Origin of the sequence: Streptomyces sp. NPDC047072, assembly GCF_040643855.1 — a bacterium.
Classification (GTDB): Bacteria; Actinomycetota; Actinomycetes; order Streptomycetales; family Streptomycetaceae; genus Streptomyces.
This window is the reverse complement of record NZ_JBEYVC010000098.1, coordinates 19704-39397: the sequence shown is the minus strand read 5'-3', so window position 1 is coordinate 39397 and position 19694 is coordinate 19704. Positions and strand designations below refer to the sequence as shown.

Sequence of the window (19694 nt, the reverse complement as noted above, 5' to 3'; positions counted from 1 at the left end):
GAGGGCGCGGGGCCGGGGGCTCGGGGCGGGGCGGGCGCTCGGGGCCGGGTGGGCGGACGGATCCGGGCGGGCGCTCGGGGCGGGGCGGGCAGACGAGGCCGGGCGGGCGCTCGGGGCCGGGCGGGCAGGCGGGGCCGGGCGGGCGCTCGGGGCCGGGCGGGCAGACCGAGTCGCTCGCGGCTCCAACGGCTCCTCCGCTTCGGGGCGGGCACGTGTGGGGGTTCGGCGGTCGGGAGCGGGGCGCGGGCCCGCGGGGTCGGGAGGGATGCGCTCGGGACTCTGGCCCGCGAGTTCCGGACCAGGGAGTGCAGGATCCGGGTCGGCGGGGTCGGAATGGGGCTGTGCCGGGCCCGGGTCGGCGGAGTCGGGATGGAGCTGTACGGGGCCCGGGTCGGCGGGGTCGGGAGGGAGCTGTACGGGGCCCGGCTCGGCGGAGTCGGGATGGGGATGCGCGGGGCCTGTGGCTGACGGGGTCGGGCGGGTGCATGCGGGGCCAGGGCTCGCGGAGTCGGCGCGTTTTCCGGGGCGTCGCTCGGGATGGGCTCTCACGCGGCTGCCGATTCTTCCGCCGAGGCGGGTCCCTTCGTCGGCGTCGGCTCTGCCGAAGGCGCCGGCTGCCATCCCGGCCCTCCGAACACCCGGCCCGCCCGCTCGCGCCAGCTCCGGGCCGTCTTGATGTCCTTGACGATCGCCACGTACTCATGGGTGGCCACCTTGATCGGGTTGAACGTGTTGATGTTCTTCGTCAACCCATAGACCGGCCGTTCGGTCTCCGGCACGAACGAGCCGAAGAGACGGTCCCAGACAATGAGGATCCCGCCGAAGTTGCGGTCCAGGTAGCCGCCCTGGGAGGCGTGGTGGACGCGGTGGTGGGACGGGGTGTTGAAGGTGAACTCGAACCAGCGGGGCATCCGGTCGATGCGCTCCGTGTGGATCCAGAACTGGTAGACGAGGTTCACGGAGGAGCAGAAGGCGAGCGCGGCCGGGTGCACACCCACGGCGACGAGAGGGACGTAGAACGGCCAGACGGTCAGCGTCGTCCAGGGCTGGCGCAGCGCGGTCGTGAGGTTGAACTTCCGGCTGGAGTGGTGGACGACGTGACAGGCCCACAGGATGCGGACGACGTGGTGGCCGCGGTGGGACCAGTAGTAGAAGAAGTCCTGCGCGAGCAGCATCAGCGGGACGGTCCACCACAGGACGGGCACGCGCAGCGGGGTGAGTTCGTAGACCGCCGTGTAGATCACGACGATCGGGATCTTCCAGAGGAAGTCGAAGACGAGGCTCCCGAGCCCCATGCCGACGCTCGTCACGGCGTCCTTCGTCTCGTATCCGGCCGCGGCATCGTCGGGATGGATCCGGACGCTGATCACCTCGACCAGGGTGAGCAGCAGGAAGGCGGGTATCGACCACAGCACGACATCGGGCAGGTTCGGCATGGAGGCACCGTAGAACCGCAGGTCGACCGGGGCTAGTCGTTGTTACCCACAAGTATTGCCGGGGGTACGCGCTTGCTTCTTGGCGATCTCCGCCAAGAGATGTCAGTGGGCGGTTCTACGATGCGAGGGGGGTACAGGGGAGGTCGGGGGATGCAGGGGCTCGAAGTCGTATTGATGCGGCTGGCGTCGACGGTGGTCCAGACGGTCGCCAAGTCGGCGCTGGCGCCGCGGCCGGGCGCGGGGTTGGTGCGGGACCCGGTACGGCCGCTGCCGAAGCCGGCGGGGCCCGAGCGGCTGGCGCGGGTGCTGGGCGATCGGATCGCGGAGGCGTACGCATCGCTCGCGGAGCACGAACGGCTCGCCGCGGTGGCGGCGGTGCGGGACACGTTCGCGGCGGCGGGTCCGCTCGACGCCGACCGGCTGTTCGCGGCGGACCTGGATCCGGTGCGACTGGCGGGCGAACTTCGAAGGCCGACGGGCGACTTGGCCGAGCACGCCCAGGGACTGTACGAGGAACTGCTTGGGCTGTGCTGCGGACACCTCGTCGAGCAGCTCACCGCGCTTCCGTCGTTCCCCGCCCGGGCGGCGGTGGAACACACGCGGCGGACGGGCGAGTTGCTCCGGAGCCGGGCGACCGCCGAGGATCCGGTCGTGCCGGTCTTCGAGGGGCGGTACGCCGAGTTCGTCGCGGAGACCCACTCCCGGCTGGAGCTGTTCGGGGTGACCCTGGGCGGGCGGCGCCGTGCCGAGTGGTCGCTGGACACCGCCTATCTGAGTCTCGCGGTGAGCGGGGAGCGGCGCCACGAACCACAGTTGGAGGGCATGCCCCACGAGGCGCCGTCGCCGGTGAAGGTCGAGCAGGCGCTCGCGACGGCCGGGCACCGGCTGTTGCTGCGCGGCCCGGCCGGGTCGGGCAAGTCGACACTCCTCCAATGGCTGGCGCTCAACGCGGCCCGGCGCAGCTTCGGTGCGCAGTTGGCGGACTGGAACCGCTGCGTGCCGTTCGTGCTGCGTCTGCGGTCCTTCCGGACACCGGATCAGCTGCCGATGCCCGAGGACTTCCTGTCGGCCTCGGGGGTACCACTGCGCGGACCGGACGGCTGGGCGGAGGAACTCCTCGCGAGCGGGCGGGCGTTGGTCCTGGTGGACGGTGTCGACGAGGTGCCGGTACGGCTGCGCGAGCGGACCGAGAAATGGCTGAGATCGCTGCTCACGGCGTTCCCGCAGGCGCGGTACGTGGTCACGACCCGCCCCTCCGCCGTCCCGGAGGACTGGCTGTCCACGCAGGGGTTCACGGCGCACACACTGCAGCCGATGGAACGCGACGACATCAGGGCGTTCGTCCGGCACTGGCACGACGCCGCCCGCCAGGAGTGTCTCCCGGAGGCCGAACGGGCGGTGCTGGACCGCTACGAGGCCGGTCTGAGCGAGGCGCTGACCACGCGTCGCGATCTGGGGCGGCTGGCCACGAACCCACTGATGTGCGCGCTGCTGTGTGCGTTGAACCGGGACCGGCGCATGCAACTGCCGCGTGCGCGCAAAGAGTTGTACGACGCGGCGCTCGACATGCTGCTCGTGCGGCGGGACACGGAGCGGGAGATCACCTCGGTCGAGGGGGTCGTCCTCTCGCGGGACGAGCAGACGGCGTTGTTGCAGCGGCTGGCCTACTGGATGATCCGCAACGGGCAGGTGGAGGCGGCCCGGGACGAGGTCGTCGCCATGCTGGACGAGTGGCTGGCCGCGATGCCGCAGGTGCGGGAACAGGGAGACGTCGAGCAGGTCTTCGAGCATCTGCTGATCCGAAGCGGGCTGCTCAGGGAGCCTGTGCCGGGTTACGTGGACTTCGTGCACCGCACCTTCCAGGACTACCTGGGAGCGAAGGCCGCCGTCGAGGCGCGGGACTTCGGGGTGCTGGTGCGCAACGCCCACGACGACCAGTGGGACGACGTGGTGCGGATGGCCGTGGGGCACGCGCGCGTGGCGGAACGTACGCGGGTGCTACGGCAGTTGCTGCGGCGGGCGGACAAGGTGCGGCGGTATCGGGAGCGGTTGGTGCTGCTGGCGGCGGCGAGTCTGGAGCATGCGCCGGAGTTGGATCCGGGGGTGCGCAGGGAGGTGGAGGAGCGGACGGCGGAGTTGCTGCCACCGCGGTCCTTCAAGGAGATCGAACCCCTGGCCAGGGCAGGGGAGTTGGTGCTGGAGCTGCTGCCCGGCCCGGCGGGGCTGACGGACCGGGAGGCGCCGGTGGCCGTGCGGACGGCTCGGGTGATCGGGGGTGACTCGGCGCTGGAGTACATCAAACGGTTCCGCGCGGACGAGCGGATGTCCGTGCACGCGGAACTCAACTTCGCCTGGCCGTCCTTCGACGCCATGGAGTACTTCGAGTCGGTCCTCGAAGGCTCATTCATGACCGAGCAGATTCTCACCATGGACAGCCCCGAGAAACTGGCGCTTCTGCCCCGTCTCCCCGGCCTCACCCGACTCAGTGTGCAGGGCGACCACGGGCTTCCCGCGCGTGTCCTCGCACACGCGTCCCTGGAGTTTCTGGGACTGTTCGACAACGACACGGTCAGCGACCTCTCCGGTCTGCGAGGTCTGCCGAAACTGCGCGAACTGTCCCTGAACCGGTGTCCCGCCGTCTCCGACCTCGGCACGCTCTCCGGGCTCCCGCTGACCCACTTGTATCTGTACGAGCTCGCCCCCGGCCTCTCACTGGCACCGCTGGCCGATCTGCCGGACCTCCGGCATCTGGTCTTCGGCCATGTGGCGAAGGAGAGGAGCCTGGAGGAACTGCCCTTCGCCCCTCGGCTCACCGGGCTCGGTTTCTTCCAGGAGGCGTACGTCACCGAACTGACCGGGCTCGAGGCCCTGACCTCTCTCGAATGGCTCACCGTCAAACAACAGCGGCAATGGCGCGCCCTCCTGAGGGCCGGGACGTTCTCCCCTCTGAAGTCACTCCAGGTCCTGGACGTACCCCACCTCGACCTGGGCGATCTGCTGTCCCACCAGGGCCTGAACACCCTCTACCTCGCCAACGCGCAGCGGCTGGACAACCTTGGCGCTCTCACCGAACTGCCCGGCCTGACACTGGTCGAGTTCTCCCGCTGCGGCCCGCTCGACCTGACGCCCCTCGCCCCGCTGACCCACCTCTGCATACGCCTCTACGACTGCGACCAGGTCACCGGCGCCGGCCTCTTCCCCGAGGACCGCCTCATCGTCAACTGACCCCCGCCGCCCCCAACAACGCCCCCACCACGTACGTGACCCCCATCGCCAACGCCCCACCGACCACGTTCCGCAGGACCGCCCTCCCCGCAGCCGCCGCGCCCAGCCGCGCGCTGGTCCAACCCGTCAGGACCAGGGCGGCCAGTACCGACACCACCGTCACCGGTACCCGCCACCCCGTCGGAGGCAGGACGATGGCCAGGAGGGGGAGGAGTGCGCCCGCGGTGAACGCGAAGAAGCTTGCCCAAGCCGCGTGCCAGGGGTTGGTGAGGGCGTCGGGGTCGATGCCGAGTTCCACGCGCGCGTGGGCGCGGAGGGCGTCGCGGGCCGTCAGTTGCTCGGCCGCCTCGCGGGCGACCTCGCGGGACAGGCCGCGGTCCTCCAGCAGTTCCGTCAGTTCCTCCAGTTCCGCCTCCGGCTGTTCGCGCAGCTCCCGTTTCTCCACCGCCAGCGCGGCCTTCTCGGAGTCCCGTTGGGTCGAGACGGAGACGTACTCGCCGGCCGCCATCGACATCGAACCCGCCAGGAGGCCCGCCAGACCCGCCGTCAGAAGTGTCGAGCGGTCGCTTGTCGCTCCTGCCACGCCCACCACCAGTCCCGCCGTGGAGACGATGCCGTCGTTCGCGCCCAGGACCGCCGCCCGCAGCCAGTTGAGGCGGGTGCTCAACCCGCCCGCGTGCGCCTCGTGGTGCGCCGGTCCGCTCGTGCCCTCTTCGCTCACACCGGGAGGATCGCACCGGGGGCGCCCTCGGTCCGGTACCCACGCCCGGCACCGACGCCCCCTACCGACGCTCCCCGTGAGGGACTGTCAGTCGTGGCCCGTATCCTCAGGGACCATGCTCGAAGACCACACGACCGCAGCGTCCCCCGCCACCGAGTGGCCGACCGCGTACCCCCAGGGGTACGCGGTCGTCGACGTGGAGACCACCGGCCTGGCCCGCGACGACCGGATAATCTCCGCGGCCGTCTACCGCCTGGACGCCCGCGGCGAGGTCGAGGACCACTGGTACACGCTGGTCAACCCGGAGCGTGATCCGGGCCCGGTGTGGATCCACGGTCTGACGAGCGACGTACTGGAGGGCGCCCCCCTCTTCCAGGACATCGCCGAGGAGTTCTCGGCCCGGCTCGCGGACCGTGTGCTCGTCGCGCACAACGCGGTCTTCGACTGGCAGATGATCGCCCGGGAGTACGCGCGCGCGGGGCGCGAGGCGCCGGTGCGGCAGCGGCTGTGCACCATCGTGCTCTCCAAGGAGCTGGGGCTGCCGCTGCCCAACCACAAACTGGAGTCGCTGGCGGCCCACTTCGGCGTCGTGCAGCAGCGGGCGCACCACGCGCTCGACGACGCACGCGTGCTCGCCGAGGCGTTCCGGCCGAGCCTGCGCACGGCGGCGGCACGGGGCGTACGGCTGCCCCTGCACGAGTGCCGGCCGCTGACCGAGTGGACGGACCGGGCCGCCGTGCCCCGGCAGCAGCCGTCGTACGGCGGTGGCTACGGCAGTTATCGGCCGACCAGTTGGCGGCCCGCACGCAAGCGGCCCGCCTGCCCCTACCCCAACCCGGGGCGGTACGAAGAGGGTGGGCGGCTCAAGCAGGGCATGCGGATCGCGTTCTCCGGGGACACCTCGATCGAGCGGGACCTCCTGGAGGACCGGGCGGTCGAGGCCGGGCTGCATGTCGCCACCAGCATCTCCCGGCTGACCAGCCTGCTCGTCACCAACGACCCGGACTCGGGCACGTCCAAGGTGGTCAAGGCCCGGCAGTTCGGCACGCCGGTCGTCGACGAGGCGGCGTTCGGGCAGCTGCTCGGGGATGTCGAGCCGGCCTCGCCCCAGTGACCTTCGCGGGCGTCGGACCGCCGCGTCCCCGTGACCGTACGGACGGGTGATTGCCGTACGACTCGCCCCGCGCCCGCTCGCCCGGACGGCGCCGACGGCTCACCCTGTGGCGCATGGCGACTTGCGAAGTTTGCGGAAATAATTACGGGATGACCTTCGAGGTCCACGCCCAGGGCGCGGTGCACGTCTTCGACTGCTTCTCCTGCGCGATCCACCGGATGGCCCCGATCTGCGAGCACTGCCGGGTGCAGATCATCGGGCAGGGCGTGGAGGTCGAGGGCCACTGGTTCTGCGGTGCGCACTGCGCCCGCGCGGAGGGGAAGGTCGGCATCGTGGACCGCGTCTGACCGACCCCTGCCCAAGGCACCCCACGACCCGAGAGGTACGGTCGTGGGGTGTACCGCTTCCTGTTGTCCCGGCAGTGGGTGATCCTCACGCTGGTCGCCCTCCTTCTCATCCCCACGATGATCAGGCTGGGTATCTGGCAGATGCACCGCTACGAGGAGCGCAGCGCGCGCAACCAGCTGGTGAGCGACGCGCTGTCCGCCAAGCCGGTGCCGGTCGAGGAGATGACCTCGCCGGGGCACACGGTCACCACGCACGACCGGTACCGCAAGGTGACCGCGAAGGGGCACTTCGACACCGACGACGAGGTCGTCGTCCGGCGCCGCACCAACTCCGACGACGAGGTCGGCTACCACGTCCTGACCCCCTTCGTCCTCGACGACGGCAAGGTCCTGCTGGTCAACCGGGGCTGGATCCCGGCGGACGGGCCCAGCCAGACCGCGTTCCCGAAGATCCCCGCGCCGCCGGGCGGCGAGATCACCGTCACCGGGCGGCTCATGCCCGACGAGACGACCGCGGCGAGCGGCATCAAGAACCTCAAGGGGCTGCCTGACCGGCAGGTCATGCTGATCAACAGCGAGCAGGAGGCCGCGCGGCTCGGCAAGACCGTGCTGGGCGGCTACATCGCGCAGACCGCCCCCGACCCCAAGGGCGACTCCCCCGAGCTGATCGGCGGCAACCCCGGCAAGGAGGACGCCGCCCTGAACTACGCCTACGCCTACCAGTGGTGGCTCTTCGCCATCGGCGTCCCGGTCGGCTGGGTGATCCTGGTCCGCCGCGAACTCCGCGACCGCCGGGAGAAGGCGGCCGAGGAGACGGCCACGGAGGCGGAACCGGCGGCGGTCTGACACCACGGCCGACGCCCGCCCGGCCATCAGGACCCCGCTCACCCTACGGTCAGCAGCACCGCCCCTGCGGACGCTCCTCCCGGTGCCGGGCCCGTATCACCTCGTAATCGCGCTGGCTCGGTACCGGCCCCAGCGGATGGTGCCGCTCGCAGTACCGGTCGTACTCCGTCTCCCCTGTCAGCTCCCGCAGATACCACCGAACGGCCCGGCCCCATCGCGCGAGGACACTCACGCGCGCACCTCGATCCGCGACTCCACGTACGGCGCCTCCGTCGTCGGCAAACCCCCCGGCGCCCGAACCGCCCGTACGCACACCACCACCGCGTTCCCGATCACGACCGCGACGAGCAGCAGGAAGACGGCGATCAGCACCCCGTCCACCGTCGAGTTCGTCACCACCGTGTGCATGTCGTCGAGCGTCTTGGCGGGCGCGACGACCTGCCCGGCGTCGATGCCGTCGGCGTACTTCGCGCGCTGGGCGAAGAAGCCGACGCGCGGGTCGTCGGAGAAGATCTTCTGCCAGCCCGCGGTGAAGGTGACGGCGACCACCCAGGCCAGCGGGACCCCGGTGACCCAGGCCCAGCGCAGCCGCCCGGACTTCACCAGCACCGTCGTGCAGACGGTCAGCGCGATCGCGGCCAGGAGCTGGTTCGCGATGCCGAACAGTGGGAAGAGCTGGTTGATCCCGCCGAGCGGGTCGGTCGCGCCGGTGTAGAGGAAGTAGCCCCACGCGGCCACGACGAGCCCGCTGCACAGCCAGATGCCCGGCTTCCAGTTGACCCGGCCCATCGGCTTCCAGACGTTGCCGAGCATGTCCTGGAGCATGAAGCGGCCCACGCGCGTGCCCGCGTCCACGGTGGTCAGGATGAACAGCGCCTCGAACATGATCGCGAAGTGGTACCAGAACGCCTTCATGGCCGTACCGCCGAAGACCCCGGAGAAGATCTCCGACATGCCGACCGCGAGGGTCGGCGCGCCGCCGGAGCGGGCGATGAGCGTCTGTTCCTCGACCGCCTTCGCGGCCTGGGTGAGCTGGTCGGGCGTGATGGTGAAGCCCAGGCCCGCGACCGCGTGGGACGCCGACTCAGCCGTGGTGCCGAGCAGTCCGGCCGGTGCGTTCATCGCGTAGTAGAGGCCCGGCTCCAGGGTCGCGGCCGCGATCAGCGCCATGATCGCGACGAACGACTCCATCAGCATCGCGCCGTAGCCGATGAGACGGACCTGCGACTCCTTCTGGATGAGTTTGGGCGTCGTACCGGAGGCGACCAGCGCGTGGAAACCGGACAGCGCGCCACAGGCGATGGTGATGAAGAGGAAGGGGAACAGGGACCCGGCGAACACGGGTCCCGCACCCGACGAGGCGAAGCCGCTCACCGCGTCCGCGCGCAGCACCGGCGCGGCGACCACCACGCCCACCGCGAGCAGCGCGATGGTGCCGATCTTCATGAAGGTGGAGAGGTAGTCGCGCGGGGCCAGCAGCATCCAGACCGGCAGGACGGAGGCGACGAAGCCGTAGCCGACGAGGCAGAAGACCAGGGTGGTGGGGCTGAGGGTGAAGGCCGGGGCCAGCGAGGAGTTCTGGACCCAGCTGCCGCCGACGATCGCGAGCAGCAGCAGCGCGACCCCGATGAGGCTGGTCTCGACGACCCGGCCCGGGCGGATGCGGTGCAGCCAGAAGCCCATGAACAGGGCGATCGGGACGGTCATCGCGACGGAGAAGGTGCCCCACGGGGAGTGGGCCAGCGCGTTCACCACGACCAGCGCCAGCACGCCCAGCAGGATGATCATGATGGCAAGGACGGCGACCAAAGCGGCCACCCCGCCCGCACGGCCGATCTCGTCCCGGGCCATCTGCCCGAGCGACTTGCCGTCCCGCCGCATGGAGAGGAACAGCACGACCAGGTCCTGCACCGCACCCGCGAAGATCACGCCCGCGACGATCCACAGCGTGCCCGGCAGATAGCCCATCTGCGCCGCCAGCACCGGCCCCACGAGCGGTCCCGCGCCCGCGATCGCCGCGAAGTGGTGGCCGAGCAGCACGCGACGGTCGGTGGGATGGAAGTCGACGCCGTCCTCCAGGCGCTCCGCCGGAGTGGCCCGCCGGTCGTCCGGCTTCAGGACGCGGCGGACGAGGAAGCGGGAGTAGAAGCGGTAGGCGATGGCGTACGAGCCGAGCGCGGCGACGATCAGCCAGACCGCGGAGATCTTCTCCCCGCGGGCCAGCGCGAGGACGCCCCAGGCGACCGCGCCGAGCAGCGAGACGACGGCCCACAGCAGGATGGACCGTGGTGACATTCGTGATGTTTCGGGCGTCGAACGGTCGGCTTCGGGCAGGGTCGTGGCAGGCATGGCGGCTCCTCGGAAGGGGTGTGACAGGGGAATCTCCCGGCGACCGCCTCTCCCGGTCGCCGTCGATCCGTGCAAGAGTTGCCCGCCCCCGGCAGACGGTTGACAGCCGAAATCAAGGGAGATTTCCCGTCGGTTCCTGTCATCCGAACCGGCCGCCCGCGCAACTGACGCGTGAGGGAACAGGCACACCAAGGACGGTGATCCATGGCCGGCACAGCCATGACCGCGACGTTTCTCGCCGTGATCGGCGGAGCGTCGCTGCTCGCCGTGACCGCGCGTCGCCTGCGTCCGAGCGACCGGCTGCCGTCCCTGGAGGGCTGGGCACTGGCCGACCGCAGCCTCGGCCCGGTGTGGACCTGGCTGCTGCTCGGCGGCACGATCTTCACCGCGTACACCTTCACCGCCGTACCGGGACTCGCGTACGGCAACGGCGCGGCCGCCTTCTTCGCGGTGCCGTACACGGTGGTCGTCGCCCCGCTGGCGTTCGTGCTGCTCAGCCGCCTGTGGGAGGTGGCCCGCCGGCACGGCTACGTGACCGCCGCCGACTTCGTGCGCGGGCGCTACGGCTCCCCGCCGCTGGCCCTGGTGGTCGCGCTCACCGGGATCCTCGCGACGATGCCGTATCTCGCGCTCCAACTGCTCGGGATCCGGGCGGTACTGACCGCCGGGGGCGTGTATCCGCGGGGCGCGGCCGGTGACCTGGTGATGGTGGCGCTGTTCGCGGGGCTCGCGGTGGCCACCTACCGGCACGGGCTGCGGGCGCCCGCCGTGATCTCCGCGCTCAAGGCGGTGGCCGTCTTCGTCTCGCTGACCGCCGTCACCTGGCTGGTCCTGGAGCGGCTCGGCGGACCGGGCCGGGTCTTCGACGGCGCCGCCGCCCGGCTCGGCGAACCCGCCCTGATCCTCACCCCCGAGCAGCAGCCCGCGTACGCCACCCTCGCCCTCGGCTCCGCCCTCGCCCTGCTCATGTACCCGCACGTCCTGACCGCCGGTTTCGCCGCCGACGGCCCCCGCACCCTGCGCAGGACGGCGGTGGCCCTGCCCGCCTGGACGGGGCTGCTCGCGCTCTTCGGGTTCCTGGGGATCGCGGCGCTCGCGACCGGCGTCCGGGCACCGCGGGGCGGCGCCGAGGCGGCCGTACCGATGCTGGTGGACGGGCTGATGCCGGCGCCGCTGGCCGGACTGGTGTTCGGCGCGATCACCGTGGGGGCGCTGGTCCCGGCGGCGGTCATGTCGATCGCGGCCGCGACGAGCTTCGTCCGCAACGTCTACGTCGAGTACGTCCAGCCGACGGCCACGCCCAAGCGGCAGGTACGGATCGCCAAGGCGGTGTCGCTGACGGCGAAGGCGGGCGCGGTGGCGTTCGTGTTCGGACTGCGCGACCAGGACGCCGTCAACCTCCAGCTCCTCGGCGGGGTCTGGATCCTGCAGATCTTCCCGGCCGTAGCCGTGGGCCTGTTCACCGGGCGGCTGCATCCGCGGGCGCTGCTCGCCGGATGGGCCGCGGGGATGGTGTCCGGCACCTGGCTCGTCGTACGGGAGGGCTTCTCGTCGGTGGTCACCGGGCCCGTCCAGATCTACGCCGGGCTCCTGGCCCTGGTGCTGAACCTGACCGTCGCCCTGGCCGGGACCTGGGCCCTCGAACGTCTCGGCGTCCCGCGCGGCGCCGATCTGACCGACCTGCCGCCGCGCCTGGCCGTCCGGCGGCGCCCGGAGACGGGAGCGAACAACCCGTGAGACACAGCACCCCGATACGTGTTCCGCTCTCCCCGGCGGCGGCCGACCCCGCCGAGGCCGAGCGCGAGGCAGGCGTGGCCCGGCTCTTCGAGCTGCACTACGCGTCGATGCTGCGGCTCGCCGTGCTGCTCGGCGCGGACGACCCGGAGAACGTGGTCGCCGAGGGCTTCTACCAGATCTACCGGAAGTGGCGGCGCCTGAGGGACACCGAGGCGGCGGAGGCCTATCTGCGCTCCACGGTCTGCAATCTGACCCGGATGCGGATACGGCACCTCCAGGTGGCCCGCAGGCACGTCGAGGCACCGCCCACCGAGCTGGTCGCCTCCGCCGAGAGCACCGCGCTGCTCCACGACGACCAGCGGGTCCTCGTCGACTCGCTCCAGCAGCTGCCGGCTCGGCAGCGCGAGGCGCTGGTGCTGCGGCACTGGCTCGGACTGAAGGAGAGCGAGATCGCCTCGGCGATGGGGATCTCCTGCGGCTCCGTGAAGACCCACACGTCCCGCGGCCTCGCCGCCCTGACCCAGGCGATGGAGGCCCGGCGATGACCGACACCGACCGCACCGAGCGGGAACTCCAGGAGGCCCTCGCCGCGCTGGCGAGCGGGGTGCGGGCGGCCCCCGACGCGTATCGCACGGCGCGCGGGGAGTGGCGGCGGCGCGAGCGCCGGCGGCGGCTCGTCCTGGTCGTTCTCGTCACGATCGTGTTCGCGCTGGCGACGCTGATCGGGCTGTGGGTGCTGAACCAGGCGCCGGCTCACCCGGGGGTGATCTTCTCGGGCAACGGAGCGGGTGTCTCACTCCCCCGGCCCACCCCCTGATTGCCCCCTCGACCGGCCGGGAATCCGCACTCCGTGCACCCCCGTATCGAGGACTACGCCCTCATCGGCGACGAACAGACGGCCGCCCTGGTGGGCCGGGACGGCTCCGTGGACTGGCTGTGCCTGCCCCGCTTCGACTCGGGGGCGTGCTTCGCGCGGCTGCTGGGCGACGAGGAGAACGGCCACTGGCGGATCGCGCCCGCCGCGGTCGAGGGATCCTGTACCCGCCGCGCCTACCGCCCCGGCACCCTGGTCCTGGACACCGACTGGGAGACCGACGAGGGCGCGGTCCGGGTGACCGACCTGATGCCACAGCGGCACCGCGCCCCCGACCTCGTCCGCGTCGTGGAGGGCCTGCGCGGCCGGGTCACCGTGCGCAGCACGCTCCGGCTGCGCTTCGACTACGGCTCGATCGTGCCGTGGGTGCGCAGGTCCGACGGGCAGCGGGTGGCCGTCGCGGGCCCCGACTCGGCGTGGCTGCGCAGCGAGCCCCCGGTGCACACCTGGGGCGAACACTTCGGCACGCACGCGGAGTTCACCGTCGAGGAGGGCGAGAAGGTCGCGTTCGTGCTGACCTGGCACCCCTCGCACGAACCGCGCCCGCCGCTCATCGATCCCTACGAGGCGCTGGAGAGCAGCGTCGCCGACTGGCAGGCATGGTCGGCGCGTTGCGGCTACGACGGTCCGTACCGGGACGCGGTGGTCCGTTCCCTGATCACCCTGAAGGCCCTCACCTACCGGCCGACCGGCGGCATCGTGGCCGCGGCCACCACCTCGCTGCCCGAGGAGCCGGGCGGGGTGCGCAACTGGGACTACCGCTACTGCTGGCTGCGCGACTCGACCCTCACCCTGGGCGCCCTGGTGCAGTGCGGCTATCTGGAGGAGGCCGAGGACTGGCGGAACTGGCTGCTGCGCGCGATCGCCGGCGACCCGGCGGACCTCCAGATCATGTACGGCGTGGCGGGCGAGCGGCGGCTGCCCGAACTGGAGCTGCCCTGGCTGTCCGGATTCGCCGGCTCCCGGCCGGTGCGGATCGGCAACGAGGCCGTGAAACAGCTCCAACTGGACGTCTACGGCGAGGTCATGGACTCCCTCTCGCTGGCCCGGCGGGCGGGCCTGCCCGCCAAACCGCACATGTGGTCCCTCCAGAACGTCCTGCTGGAGTTCCTCACGTCCTCGTGGCGGCAGCCGGACGAAGGGCTCTGGGAAGTGCGGGGCGGGCGGCGGCAGTTCGTGCACTCCAAGGTGATGGTGTGGGTGGCCGCCGACCGCGCGGTGCGCGCCCTGGAGGCGTACCCGGACCTGAGCGGCGACCTGGACGGCTGGCGCGCGCTGCGCGACGAGGTGCACCGCGAGGTGTGCGAGAAGGGCTACGACCCCGAGCGCAACACCTTCACCCAGTCCTACGGCTCCCGCGAACTCGACGCGGCCCTCCTCCTCATCCCCCGCGTCGGCTTCCTCCCGCCCGACGACCCCCGGGTGATCGGCACCATCGACGCGGTCCGCGCGGAGCTGGACCACGGCGGTTTCGTACGGCGGTACAGCGCCGAGGAGACGACGGTCGACGGACTGCCGGGCGGCGAGGGCACGTTCCTGGTCTGCTCGTTCTGGCTGGCGGACGCACTGCACATGACGGGCCGGACCAAGGAGGCGCGGGAGCTGTTCGAACGGCTGCTGGGGCTGGCGAACGACGTGGGGCTGCTGGCGGAGGAGTACGACCCGGTGGCGCGCGTCCAGCTCGGCAACTTCCCGCAGGCGTTCAGCCACATCGGGCTGGTGAACACCGCGCTCACGCTGTTCGGGGACTCCGGGTTCGGGGATTCCGGCGAAGAGGCAGGATAGAGACCATGGATCTTGGACTGAAGGACCGTGTGTACGTCGTCACCGGGGCGACCCGGGGGCTGGGCAACGCGGCGGCGCGGGAGCTGGTCGCCGACGGGGCGAAGGTCGTGGTGACCGGGCGGGACGAGAAGCGGGTGCTCGACGCGGCGGCCGAACTCGGGCCGAACGCGGTCGGGTTGGCCGTCGACAACGCCGACCCGTCGGCCGCGGAGCGGCTGATCGCGGCGGCCCGGGAGCACTTCGGGGGCTTCGACGGGGTGCTGGTCAGTGTGGGCGGGCCCGCGCCCGGGTTCGTCGCCGACAACACGGACGAGCAGTGGCAGGCCGCGTTCGAGTCCGTCTTCCTCGGCGCGGTGCGGGTCGCTCGCGCGGCGGCGGCGGAGCTGGAGGAAGGGGGCGTGATCGGGTTCGTGCTGTCCGGATCCGTGCACGAGCCGATTCCCGGGCTGACGATTTCGAACGGACTGCGGCCGGGGCTCGCCGGGTTCGCGAAGTCGCTTTCGGATGAACTGGGGCCGCGCGGAATTCGGGTGGTGGGGTTGCTGCCGTCGCGCATCGACACGGATCGCGTGCGCGAGCTGGACGGGTTGTCGGCGGATCCGGAGGCCACCCGGGCGGCGAACGAGTCGCGGATTCCGTTGCGGCGGTATGGAATGCCGGAGGAATTCGGGCGGGTGGCGGCGTTTTTGCTGTCGCCGGCGGCTTCTTATTTGACGGGAGTTATGTTGCCTGTCGACGGGGGCATGCGGCACGGCTTCTGAAAAGCCCTCAACTAACCCTTTCCGCCTTGTGCTTGACGCCGGTAAGCCTCACCTCTGTCGGCAACGCGTCCAAGCCCGCCGAATTGCGGGCGTGGGTCAGCGCCTCTGTCGACAGGTGGGCCAGGGTCGTTCCGGGGTCCACGTGGGGTTCGAGGTTGAGGCGTACGCGGGTTTCGGGGGCGCCGGGGCGGCCGGTCAGGTGGACGTGGGCGCGTTGCACTCCGTCCAACCGGCCCGCCTCACCCTCCAGTACGCCTTCCAGGGCCCGGCCCCGCAGCAGCGCGCCCTCGCCGTCGCCCGTGTCGACGCGGACCTCGGTGAGGCGGTGCCTGCGCAGGACCGCCGTCAGCCACCACAGGGCGAGCAGCACCAGGACGGCCAGCGCGGCGATGACCGCCGGCCACCACCAGCCCTCGCCCTGCCAGCGGGTGCGCTCGGAGTCGCTGAGCAGGACGTCGTGCCTGCCGTCGTGGATCCACCAGGACGGCGGGTTGGCGCCCAGGCCGACGGCGAGGACCGCGCCGCCCAGCACCAGCAGCACCAGGCCCACGAGGCCGATCAGTACACGGTTGACGGTCCTGAGCATCGGGTCATCCCTTCCGGGCGGTCCGGGCCACGTGCACCGCGAGCGCGGGCGGCCGGGCCAGGCCCAGCCCCCTGATCGCCTCGGCGAGGGCGATGTCCAAGTCGGCGCGTACGTCGTCCAGTTCGCGGAAGTGGGAGACCGCGCGGACGTCGGCCCTCGCCCGGCGCATCCGCACCCGGACGGACTGGACGCCGGCGACCTCCATGGCCCGGTCGCGCAGCACGGTCGCGGCGGCGTCCCGGTGGAGACCGGCGCGGACGTCGGGGTGGGCGCGCGCCATCGGGAGGACGGCACGGAGTCCGGGGGTGGCGGCCAGGATCAGCAGCCACAGGCCGAGGACCACGGCGGCTGCGGCACCGACCAGCACCCACGTGTCGTCGAGGGGCCGTTCGGCGAGCTGCCGGGCCAGGTCGCGGCGCCAGGACAGGGCGGGCCGGTTGGCGCGGACGGCCGCCACGTCGTACAGGAAGGCACCCGCGACGACGAGCAGGAGCAGGGCGACGATGCCCGCGGGGACGCGGCGCGCCGACCAGAAGCGGCTCTCGCGGCTCTCGCCGCCGAGGGCGGGTGGTGCGCCGTACGCGGCCGCCGACGCGGACTGGTCCGTGTCCGTGCGGTCCGGTTCGACCGCCTTCTCGATGACCGGCAGTCGCTGTGTGGTGCCCTCGAAGCCGCCCGAACCCTCGGAGCCCTGGGGCTCGCTCATCGCGTCCTCCCCTGTGCCGCGCCGTGCGCCTGTGCCGGATGCAGCCGTTCCACCTGGACGGCGACCTCCGACACCTCCATGTCCACCAACGCGCCTACCCGCTCGACCACCCGCTGACGCACCGCACGGCAGCGCGCGCCGATGTCGCAGGGATAGTCGAGTTCGAGGTGCAGGTGGATCCGGGCGAGGTCGTGGTGCACGACGACGGTGGCGTAGGGGGGTTCGGCCTCCTCGGGCAGGGTGCCGAGCGCCTCACGGGCCGCCTGGGAGGCGATCTTGGCGACGACCCGGTCGGCGATGCGGGTCGCGCCGCGCTCGCCGGGCAGGACGGCGGACGTCATCGCCGCCGGTCGCGTCGGTCGTCACGGGTGCGGAAGAAGTCGCCGAGTTCCAGGTCCCCCTCCAGGAACCGGCCCACGACGAAGCCGATGGCGCCCAGCGCCGCCACCAGCAGGAAGGCTCCGAACCCGCCGAAATACCCGGCGAAGCCCAGCGCCATGCCGGCGATCATGCCGATCACGGCCATGTTCATGGTGCGTTCCCCTCGCGCGGCTACTGGATCCGGGGCTCCGGCTCCTCGTCCTCTTCCTCGGGCAGCTTCACGTCGCTCACCGCGATGTTGACCTCGACGACCTCCAGGCCGGTCATCCGCTCCACGGCCGCGATGACGTTCTCCCGGACGGCCCGGGCCACGTCCGCGATCGAGACGCCGTAGTCGACGACGATCTCCAGGTCGAGCGCGGTCTGCACCTCGCCGACCTCGGCCTTGACGCCGCGCGTCACGGACTTGGAGCCGCCGGGCACCCGGTCGCGGACGGCGCCGAAGGTGCGGCTGAGGCCGCTGCCCATGGCGTGCACGCCGAGGACGTCCCGGGCGGCGAGCCCGGCGATCTTCTCCACGACGCCGTCGGCGATGGTGGTCCGTCCGCGTGTCGCCGGGTCCCCGCCACCGCGTTTCGTGGCCTTGCGGGGCTGCGCGGCCGTCTCCACCTCGGGGCCCTGCGTCATGTCGGTCATCGCCGTACGTCCCTTTCGGTCGTCGTCATGGTCCACGGTAAGTGCGGTGACGCGATCGCGCGCCGGAGATGCGGCAGGCTGGAGCAATGACGGCGGACCCATGGACGCGTTCGGTACGGCATCAACTCGGCCTCGGCAGGCTGCTGCCGCTCGGCGGCGCGCGGGACGGCGCGTGGATCTCCGAGGAGACGGCCGGGGAGGTGCTGCGGGGCGCGGTGAGCGGCACTGACGGTGTCCGCCTGGGCGCGCTGCGGATCGGGCTCGCCGATCCGGAGGAGGTGCGGGAGTCCGCCGTACCGCCACCGCCCAGCGCGCTGCCACCCGGCCCGCTGCGGATCTCGGCGGAGTTCGAGGCCACGCCGGTGGAGCCGCTGCCGGTGCAGGCCGCATGGCTGCGGGCCGCGCTGGCCGCGGCTTCGGAGCAGCTGGGGCTGACGGTCGTAGAGGTGGATCTGCGGGTGACGGCCCTGCTGGACGACGGCGTCGAGCCTGCTCCGGTACGACAGTCCCGGGCGCCGCGAGCCGTGGCGGCACCCGGGGACGGTGACGAGGGCCGGGCGGCCGCCGCCGTGCTCGCGGTGCCGGGCGCCGCCTGTCTGACCTCGGTGCTCGGGCGCCCGGTGCACATCGAGGAGCGGGAGAGCGAGGGCGCGCTGCCGCGTCGGCACGTACGGGTGGAACTGGCCGTGGACACGGACCACCGGGCCCTGGACGTGGCCCGGGAGGTCCGTACGGCGGTGGGTGGGGCGCTGGCGGATCACCCGACCGTGGCGGTGCTGGTGACGGGTGTCGCCTAGGCGCCCCGGTCCGTTACTCCCCCACGCCCGCCAGATCCCGCAGCCGGCGCGCCTGGGACGCCCGCTCGGCGGCGCGCTGCTCGTCGTAGGTGCGGTCCGAGGCCCCGCGCAGGAGGGCCTTGGTCTCCACGAGCGCGTCCCGGGGGGCCGACAGGAGGGCACCCGCGAGGTCGCGTACGGCGTTGTCGAGCTGGTCCAGGGGGACGGCGATGTTGGCGAGGCCCGTGGCCACCGCCTCCTCGGCCGTGACGAAGCGCCCGGTCGCGCAGATCTCCAGCGCACGGGCGTAACCGACGAGACTCACCAAGGGGTGGGTGCCGGTGAGGTCGGGGACCAGGCCGAGGCTGGTCTCGCGCATGGCGAAGCGCACGTCGTCGGCGACGACGCGCAGGTCACAGGCGAGGGCCAGCTGGAAACCCGCACCAATGGCGTGGCCCTGGACCGCGGCGATGGACACCAGGTCGTTGCGGCGCCACCACGTGAAGCCCTCCTGGAACTCCGCGATGGCGGCGTCGAGTTCGGCGTCCGCGCTGCGGGCGAGGTCGATGAACGACGGCTCGCCCTCGATCCCCTCGGGCGTGAACATCTGCCGGTCGAGGCCCGCGGAGAAGGACTTGCCCTCACCGCGCAGCACGACGACCCGGACGGAGCCCGGCAGCAGCCGGCCGGCCTCGGCGAGCGCACGCCACAGAGCGGGGCTCTGGGCGTTGAGCTTGGCCGGGTTGACCAGCGTCACCGTGGCGAGGGTGTCCTCGACGGTGAGCCGTACGCCGTCCTTGTCGAGCAGGGGAACGAGTTCCTGGCCGTCCTGAGTGGGCGTGGCCATGGGGCGCCTCCGATGCGTGCGGTCAGCAGAGCAAAGCTAAGTGACTGCACAGTAACCACCCGGCCGGTCAGCCGACCGACCGGGTGGCCACCATCGAAGCCGATGGGCCGCCCGGGTTCAGGACGATGCGGCCTTCTTGCCCCGCGTCGCTCCGCCACGCCCGCGAAGCGTGACGCCCGATTCGCTGAGCATCCGGTGCACGAAGCCATACGAGCGGCCGGTTTCCTCGGCCAGCGCCCGAATGCTCGCACCGGAGTCGTACTTCTTCTTCAGGTCTGCCGCGAGCTTGTCGCGCGCGGCGCCGGTCACCCGGCTGCCCTTCTTCAGAGTCTCGGCCACCCGTGCCTCCTCATGGGAAGTGCGCTCTGGTCCTCTCATGATCACCCCTCCGAGCGTTCATGGCCACCCATTCGGCAAGGTCCATGAGACATGGTTTTGACGACAGGAGCCGGTCCCCACAAGTGGAATCTGTAATTCCACCCGGCTCCGTTCGTTGGGCCGAACGGGTTCTTTCGCGAAGTGCCAGGTCAGAGACGCACTACGGCCGAGCCCTTGTCGATGAAGGAC

The 19694-nt window shown here is 71.8% G+C and carries 21 protein-coding genes; 10 read left to right on the top strand and 11 right to left on the bottom strand.

Features of this window, described 5'->3' with window-relative positions; genetic code table 11:
• Nucleotides 1–545: 545 nt before the first annotated feature.
• Nucleotides 546–1436: a sterol desaturase family protein gene (locus ABZ896_RS32775; RefSeq protein WP_360937012.1), complete on the bottom strand. Its 891-nt coding sequence runs from the start codon at nucleotides 1434–1436 to the stop codon at nucleotides 546–548.
• Nucleotides 1437–1586: 150 nt separating this feature from the next.
• Here ABZ896_RS32775 and ABZ896_RS32770 point away from each other — a divergent pair, with 150 nt between their 5' ends.
• Nucleotides 1587–4661, top strand: coding sequence for an NACHT domain-containing protein (locus tag ABZ896_RS32770; RefSeq protein ID WP_360937011.1), 3075 nt, complete (start codon nucleotides 1587–1589; stop codon nucleotides 4659–4661).
• Here the strand turns inward: ABZ896_RS32770 and ABZ896_RS32765 are convergent.
• Nucleotides 4654–5382: a VIT family protein gene (locus tag ABZ896_RS32765; protein ID WP_360937009.1), complete on the bottom strand. Its 729-nt coding sequence runs from the start codon at nucleotides 5380–5382 to the stop codon at nucleotides 4654–4656. The two genes, ABZ896_RS32770 and ABZ896_RS32765, sit on opposite strands and share 8 nt — an antisense overlap.
• 115 nt (nucleotides 5383–5497) lie before the next feature.
• Here ABZ896_RS32765 and ABZ896_RS32760 point away from each other — a divergent pair, with 115 nt between their 5' ends.
• From ABZ896_RS32760 to ABZ896_RS32750, 3 genes are all read left to right on the top strand, one after another.
• Nucleotides 5498–6496: a DEDDh family exonuclease gene (locus tag ABZ896_RS32760; RefSeq protein WP_360937007.1), complete on the top strand. Its 999-nt coding sequence runs from the start codon at nucleotides 5498–5500 to the stop codon at nucleotides 6494–6496.
• Nucleotides 6497–6609: 113 nt separating this feature from the next.
• Nucleotides 6610–6843, top strand: a complete 234-nt coding sequence (locus ABZ896_RS32755) for a hypothetical protein (protein ID WP_079083468.1) — start codon at nucleotides 6610–6612, stop codon at nucleotides 6841–6843.
• A gap of 48 nt (nucleotides 6844–6891) precedes the next feature.
• Nucleotides 6892–7689 (top strand): SURF1 family protein, encoded by a 798-nt coding sequence (locus ABZ896_RS32750; RefSeq protein ID WP_360937004.1) that lies wholly within the window; start codon nucleotides 6892–6894, stop codon nucleotides 7687–7689.
• 49 nt (nucleotides 7690–7738) lie between these two features.
• Here the strand turns inward: ABZ896_RS32750 and ABZ896_RS32745 are convergent, their stop codons facing one another.
• Nucleotides 7739–7921, bottom strand: coding sequence for a YbdD/YjiX family protein (locus tag ABZ896_RS32745; RefSeq protein ID WP_360937002.1), 183 nt, complete (start codon nucleotides 7919–7921; stop codon nucleotides 7739–7741).
• On the bottom strand, nucleotides 7918–10038 hold the full coding sequence (locus tag ABZ896_RS32740; protein ID WP_360937000.1) for a carbon starvation CstA family protein: 2121 nt from the start codon (nucleotides 10036–10038) through the stop codon (nucleotides 7918–7920). The genes ABZ896_RS32745 and ABZ896_RS32740 overlap by 4 nt, the downstream gene beginning before the upstream one ends.
• 204 nt (nucleotides 10039–10242) lie before the next feature.
• On the opposite strand from ABZ896_RS32740, the gene ABZ896_RS32735 reads away from it, so the two are divergent.
• Genes ABZ896_RS32735 through ABZ896_RS32715 form a run of 5 tightly spaced genes read left to right on the top strand, consistent with a single transcriptional unit; the run spans nucleotide 10243 to nucleotide 15195 of the window.
• A complete protein-coding gene (locus tag ABZ896_RS32735; protein ID WP_360936998.1) occupies nucleotides 10243–11775 on the top strand; it encodes a sodium:solute symporter in 1533 nt (510 codons plus the stop codon).
• Nucleotides 11772–12320: a SigE family RNA polymerase sigma factor gene (locus tag ABZ896_RS32730; RefSeq protein ID WP_360936996.1), complete on the top strand. Its 549-nt coding sequence runs from the start codon at nucleotides 11772–11774 to the stop codon at nucleotides 12318–12320. The genes ABZ896_RS32735 and ABZ896_RS32730 overlap by 4 nt, the downstream gene beginning before the upstream one ends.
• On the top strand, nucleotides 12317–12592 hold the full coding sequence (locus ABZ896_RS32725; RefSeq protein ID WP_360936994.1) for a hypothetical protein: 276 nt from the start codon (nucleotides 12317–12319) through the stop codon (nucleotides 12590–12592). The genes ABZ896_RS32730 and ABZ896_RS32725 overlap by 4 nt, the downstream gene beginning before the upstream one ends.
• Before the next feature lie 33 nt (nucleotides 12593–12625).
• On the top strand, nucleotides 12626–14434 hold the full coding sequence (locus tag ABZ896_RS32720; protein ID WP_360936992.1) for a glycoside hydrolase family 15 protein: 1809 nt from the start codon (nucleotides 12626–12628) through the stop codon (nucleotides 14432–14434).
• A gap of 5 nt (nucleotides 14435–14439) precedes the next feature.
• A complete protein-coding gene (locus ABZ896_RS32715; protein ID WP_360936990.1) occupies nucleotides 14440–15195 on the top strand; it encodes an SDR family oxidoreductase in 756 nt (251 codons plus the stop codon).
• A gap of 7 nt (nucleotides 15196–15202) precedes the next feature.
• Here the strand turns inward: ABZ896_RS32715 and amaP are convergent, their stop codons facing one another.
• The 5 genes from amaP to ABZ896_RS32690 are packed head-to-tail and all read right to left on the bottom strand — an operon-like array spanning nucleotide 15203 to nucleotide 17504.
• On the bottom strand, nucleotides 15203–15781 hold the full coding sequence (gene amaP, locus ABZ896_RS32710) for an alkaline shock response membrane anchor protein AmaP (protein ID WP_360936988.1): 579 nt from the start codon (nucleotides 15779–15781) through the stop codon (nucleotides 15203–15205).
• Nucleotides 15782–15785: 4 nt separating this feature from the next.
• Nucleotides 15786–16487 carry a DUF6286 domain-containing protein gene (locus ABZ896_RS32705; protein ID WP_360936986.1) on the bottom strand — a complete coding sequence of 234 codons (702 nt, stop codon included), beginning with the start codon at nucleotides 16485–16487 and terminating at the stop codon, nucleotides 15786–15788.
• Complete coding sequence (locus ABZ896_RS32700; RefSeq protein ID WP_360936985.1) at nucleotides 16484–16828, bottom strand: hypothetical protein; 345 nt, start codon at nucleotides 16826–16828, stop codon at nucleotides 16484–16486. Before ABZ896_RS32700 ends, ABZ896_RS32705 begins: the two co-directional genes overlap by 4 nt.
• Entirely contained in the window at nucleotides 16825–17019 is a 195-nt protein-coding gene (locus ABZ896_RS32695; RefSeq protein WP_360936983.1) for a hypothetical protein, read from the bottom strand. Before ABZ896_RS32695 ends, ABZ896_RS32700 begins: the two co-directional genes overlap by 4 nt.
• Before the next feature lie 20 nt (nucleotides 17020–17039).
• Nucleotides 17040–17504 carry an Asp23/Gls24 family envelope stress response protein gene (locus ABZ896_RS32690; RefSeq protein ID WP_360936981.1) on the bottom strand — a complete coding sequence of 155 codons (465 nt, stop codon included), beginning with the start codon at nucleotides 17502–17504 and terminating at the stop codon, nucleotides 17040–17042.
• An 86-nt stretch (nucleotides 17505–17590) separates the two neighbouring features.
• Here ABZ896_RS32690 and ABZ896_RS32685 point away from each other — a divergent pair, with 86 nt between their 5' ends.
• Nucleotides 17591–18301 (top strand): nucleopolyhedrovirus P10 family protein, encoded by a 711-nt coding sequence (locus ABZ896_RS32685; protein WP_360936979.1) that lies wholly within the window; start codon nucleotides 17591–17593, stop codon nucleotides 18299–18301.
• A 13-nt stretch (nucleotides 18302–18314) separates the two neighbouring features.
• Here ABZ896_RS32685 and ABZ896_RS32680 read toward each other — a convergent pair whose 3' ends face one another.
• A complete protein-coding gene (locus ABZ896_RS32680; RefSeq protein WP_360936977.1) occupies nucleotides 18315–19127 on the bottom strand; it encodes an enoyl-CoA hydratase/isomerase family protein in 813 nt (270 codons plus the stop codon).
• 117 nt (nucleotides 19128–19244) lie between these two features.
• A complete protein-coding gene (locus ABZ896_RS32675; RefSeq protein ID WP_004002281.1) occupies nucleotides 19245–19466 on the bottom strand; it encodes a helix-turn-helix domain-containing protein in 222 nt (73 codons plus the stop codon).
• Between the last annotated feature and the right edge of the window lie 228 nt (nucleotides 19467–19694).

Excerpts from the sequence above, each read along its gene's own strand:
- ABZ896_RS32740 (WP_360937000.1), bottom strand. The coding sequence starts at position 10,038 with ATGCCTGCCACGACCCTGCCCGAAGCCGACCGTTCGACGCCCGAAACA.
- ABZ896_RS32770 (WP_360937011.1), top strand. The coding sequence starts at position 1,587 with ATGCAGGGGCTCGAAGTCGTATTGATGCGGCTGGCGTCGACGGTGGTC.
- ABZ896_RS32760 (WP_360937007.1), top strand. The coding sequence starts at position 5,498 with ATGCTCGAAGACCACACGACCGCAGCGTCCCCCGCCACCGAGTGGCCG.
- ABZ896_RS32695 (WP_360936983.1), bottom strand. The coding sequence starts at position 17,019 with ATGAACATGGCCGTGATCGGCATGATCGCCGGCATGGCGCTGGGCTTC.
- ABZ896_RS32700 (WP_360936985.1), bottom strand. The coding sequence starts at position 16,828 with ATGACGTCCGCCGTCCTGCCCGGCGAGCGCGGCGCGACCCGCATCGCC.
- ABZ896_RS32680 (WP_360936977.1), bottom strand. The coding sequence starts at position 19,127 with ATGGCCACGCCCACTCAGGACGGCCAGGAACTCGTTCCCCTGCTCGAC.
- ABZ896_RS32685 (WP_360936979.1), top strand. The coding sequence starts at position 17,591 with ATGACGGCGGACCCATGGACGCGTTCGGTACGGCATCAACTCGGCCTC.
- ABZ896_RS32705 (WP_360936986.1), bottom strand. The coding sequence starts at position 16,487 with ATGAGCGAGCCCCAGGGCTCCGAGGGTTCGGGCGGCTTCGAGGGCACC.
- ABZ896_RS32755 (WP_079083468.1), top strand. The coding sequence starts at position 6,610 with ATGGCGACTTGCGAAGTTTGCGGAAATAATTACGGGATGACCTTCGAG.
- ABZ896_RS32690 (WP_360936981.1), bottom strand. The coding sequence starts at position 17,504 with ATGACCGACATGACGCAGGGCCCCGAGGTGGAGACGGCCGCGCAGCCC.
- ABZ896_RS32725 (WP_360936994.1), top strand. The coding sequence starts at position 12,317 with ATGACCGACACCGACCGCACCGAGCGGGAACTCCAGGAGGCCCTCGCC.
- amaP (WP_360936988.1), bottom strand. The coding sequence starts at position 15,781 with ATGCTCAGGACCGTCAACCGTGTACTGATCGGCCTCGTGGGCCTGGTG.
- ABZ896_RS32715 (WP_360936990.1), top strand. The coding sequence starts at position 14,440 with ATGGATCTTGGACTGAAGGACCGTGTGTACGTCGTCACCGGGGCGACC.
- ABZ896_RS32775 (WP_360937012.1), bottom strand. The coding sequence starts at position 1,436 with ATGCCGAACCTGCCCGATGTCGTGCTGTGGTCGATACCCGCCTTCCTG.
- ABZ896_RS32735 (WP_360936998.1), top strand. The coding sequence starts at position 10,243 with ATGGCCGGCACAGCCATGACCGCGACGTTTCTCGCCGTGATCGGCGGA.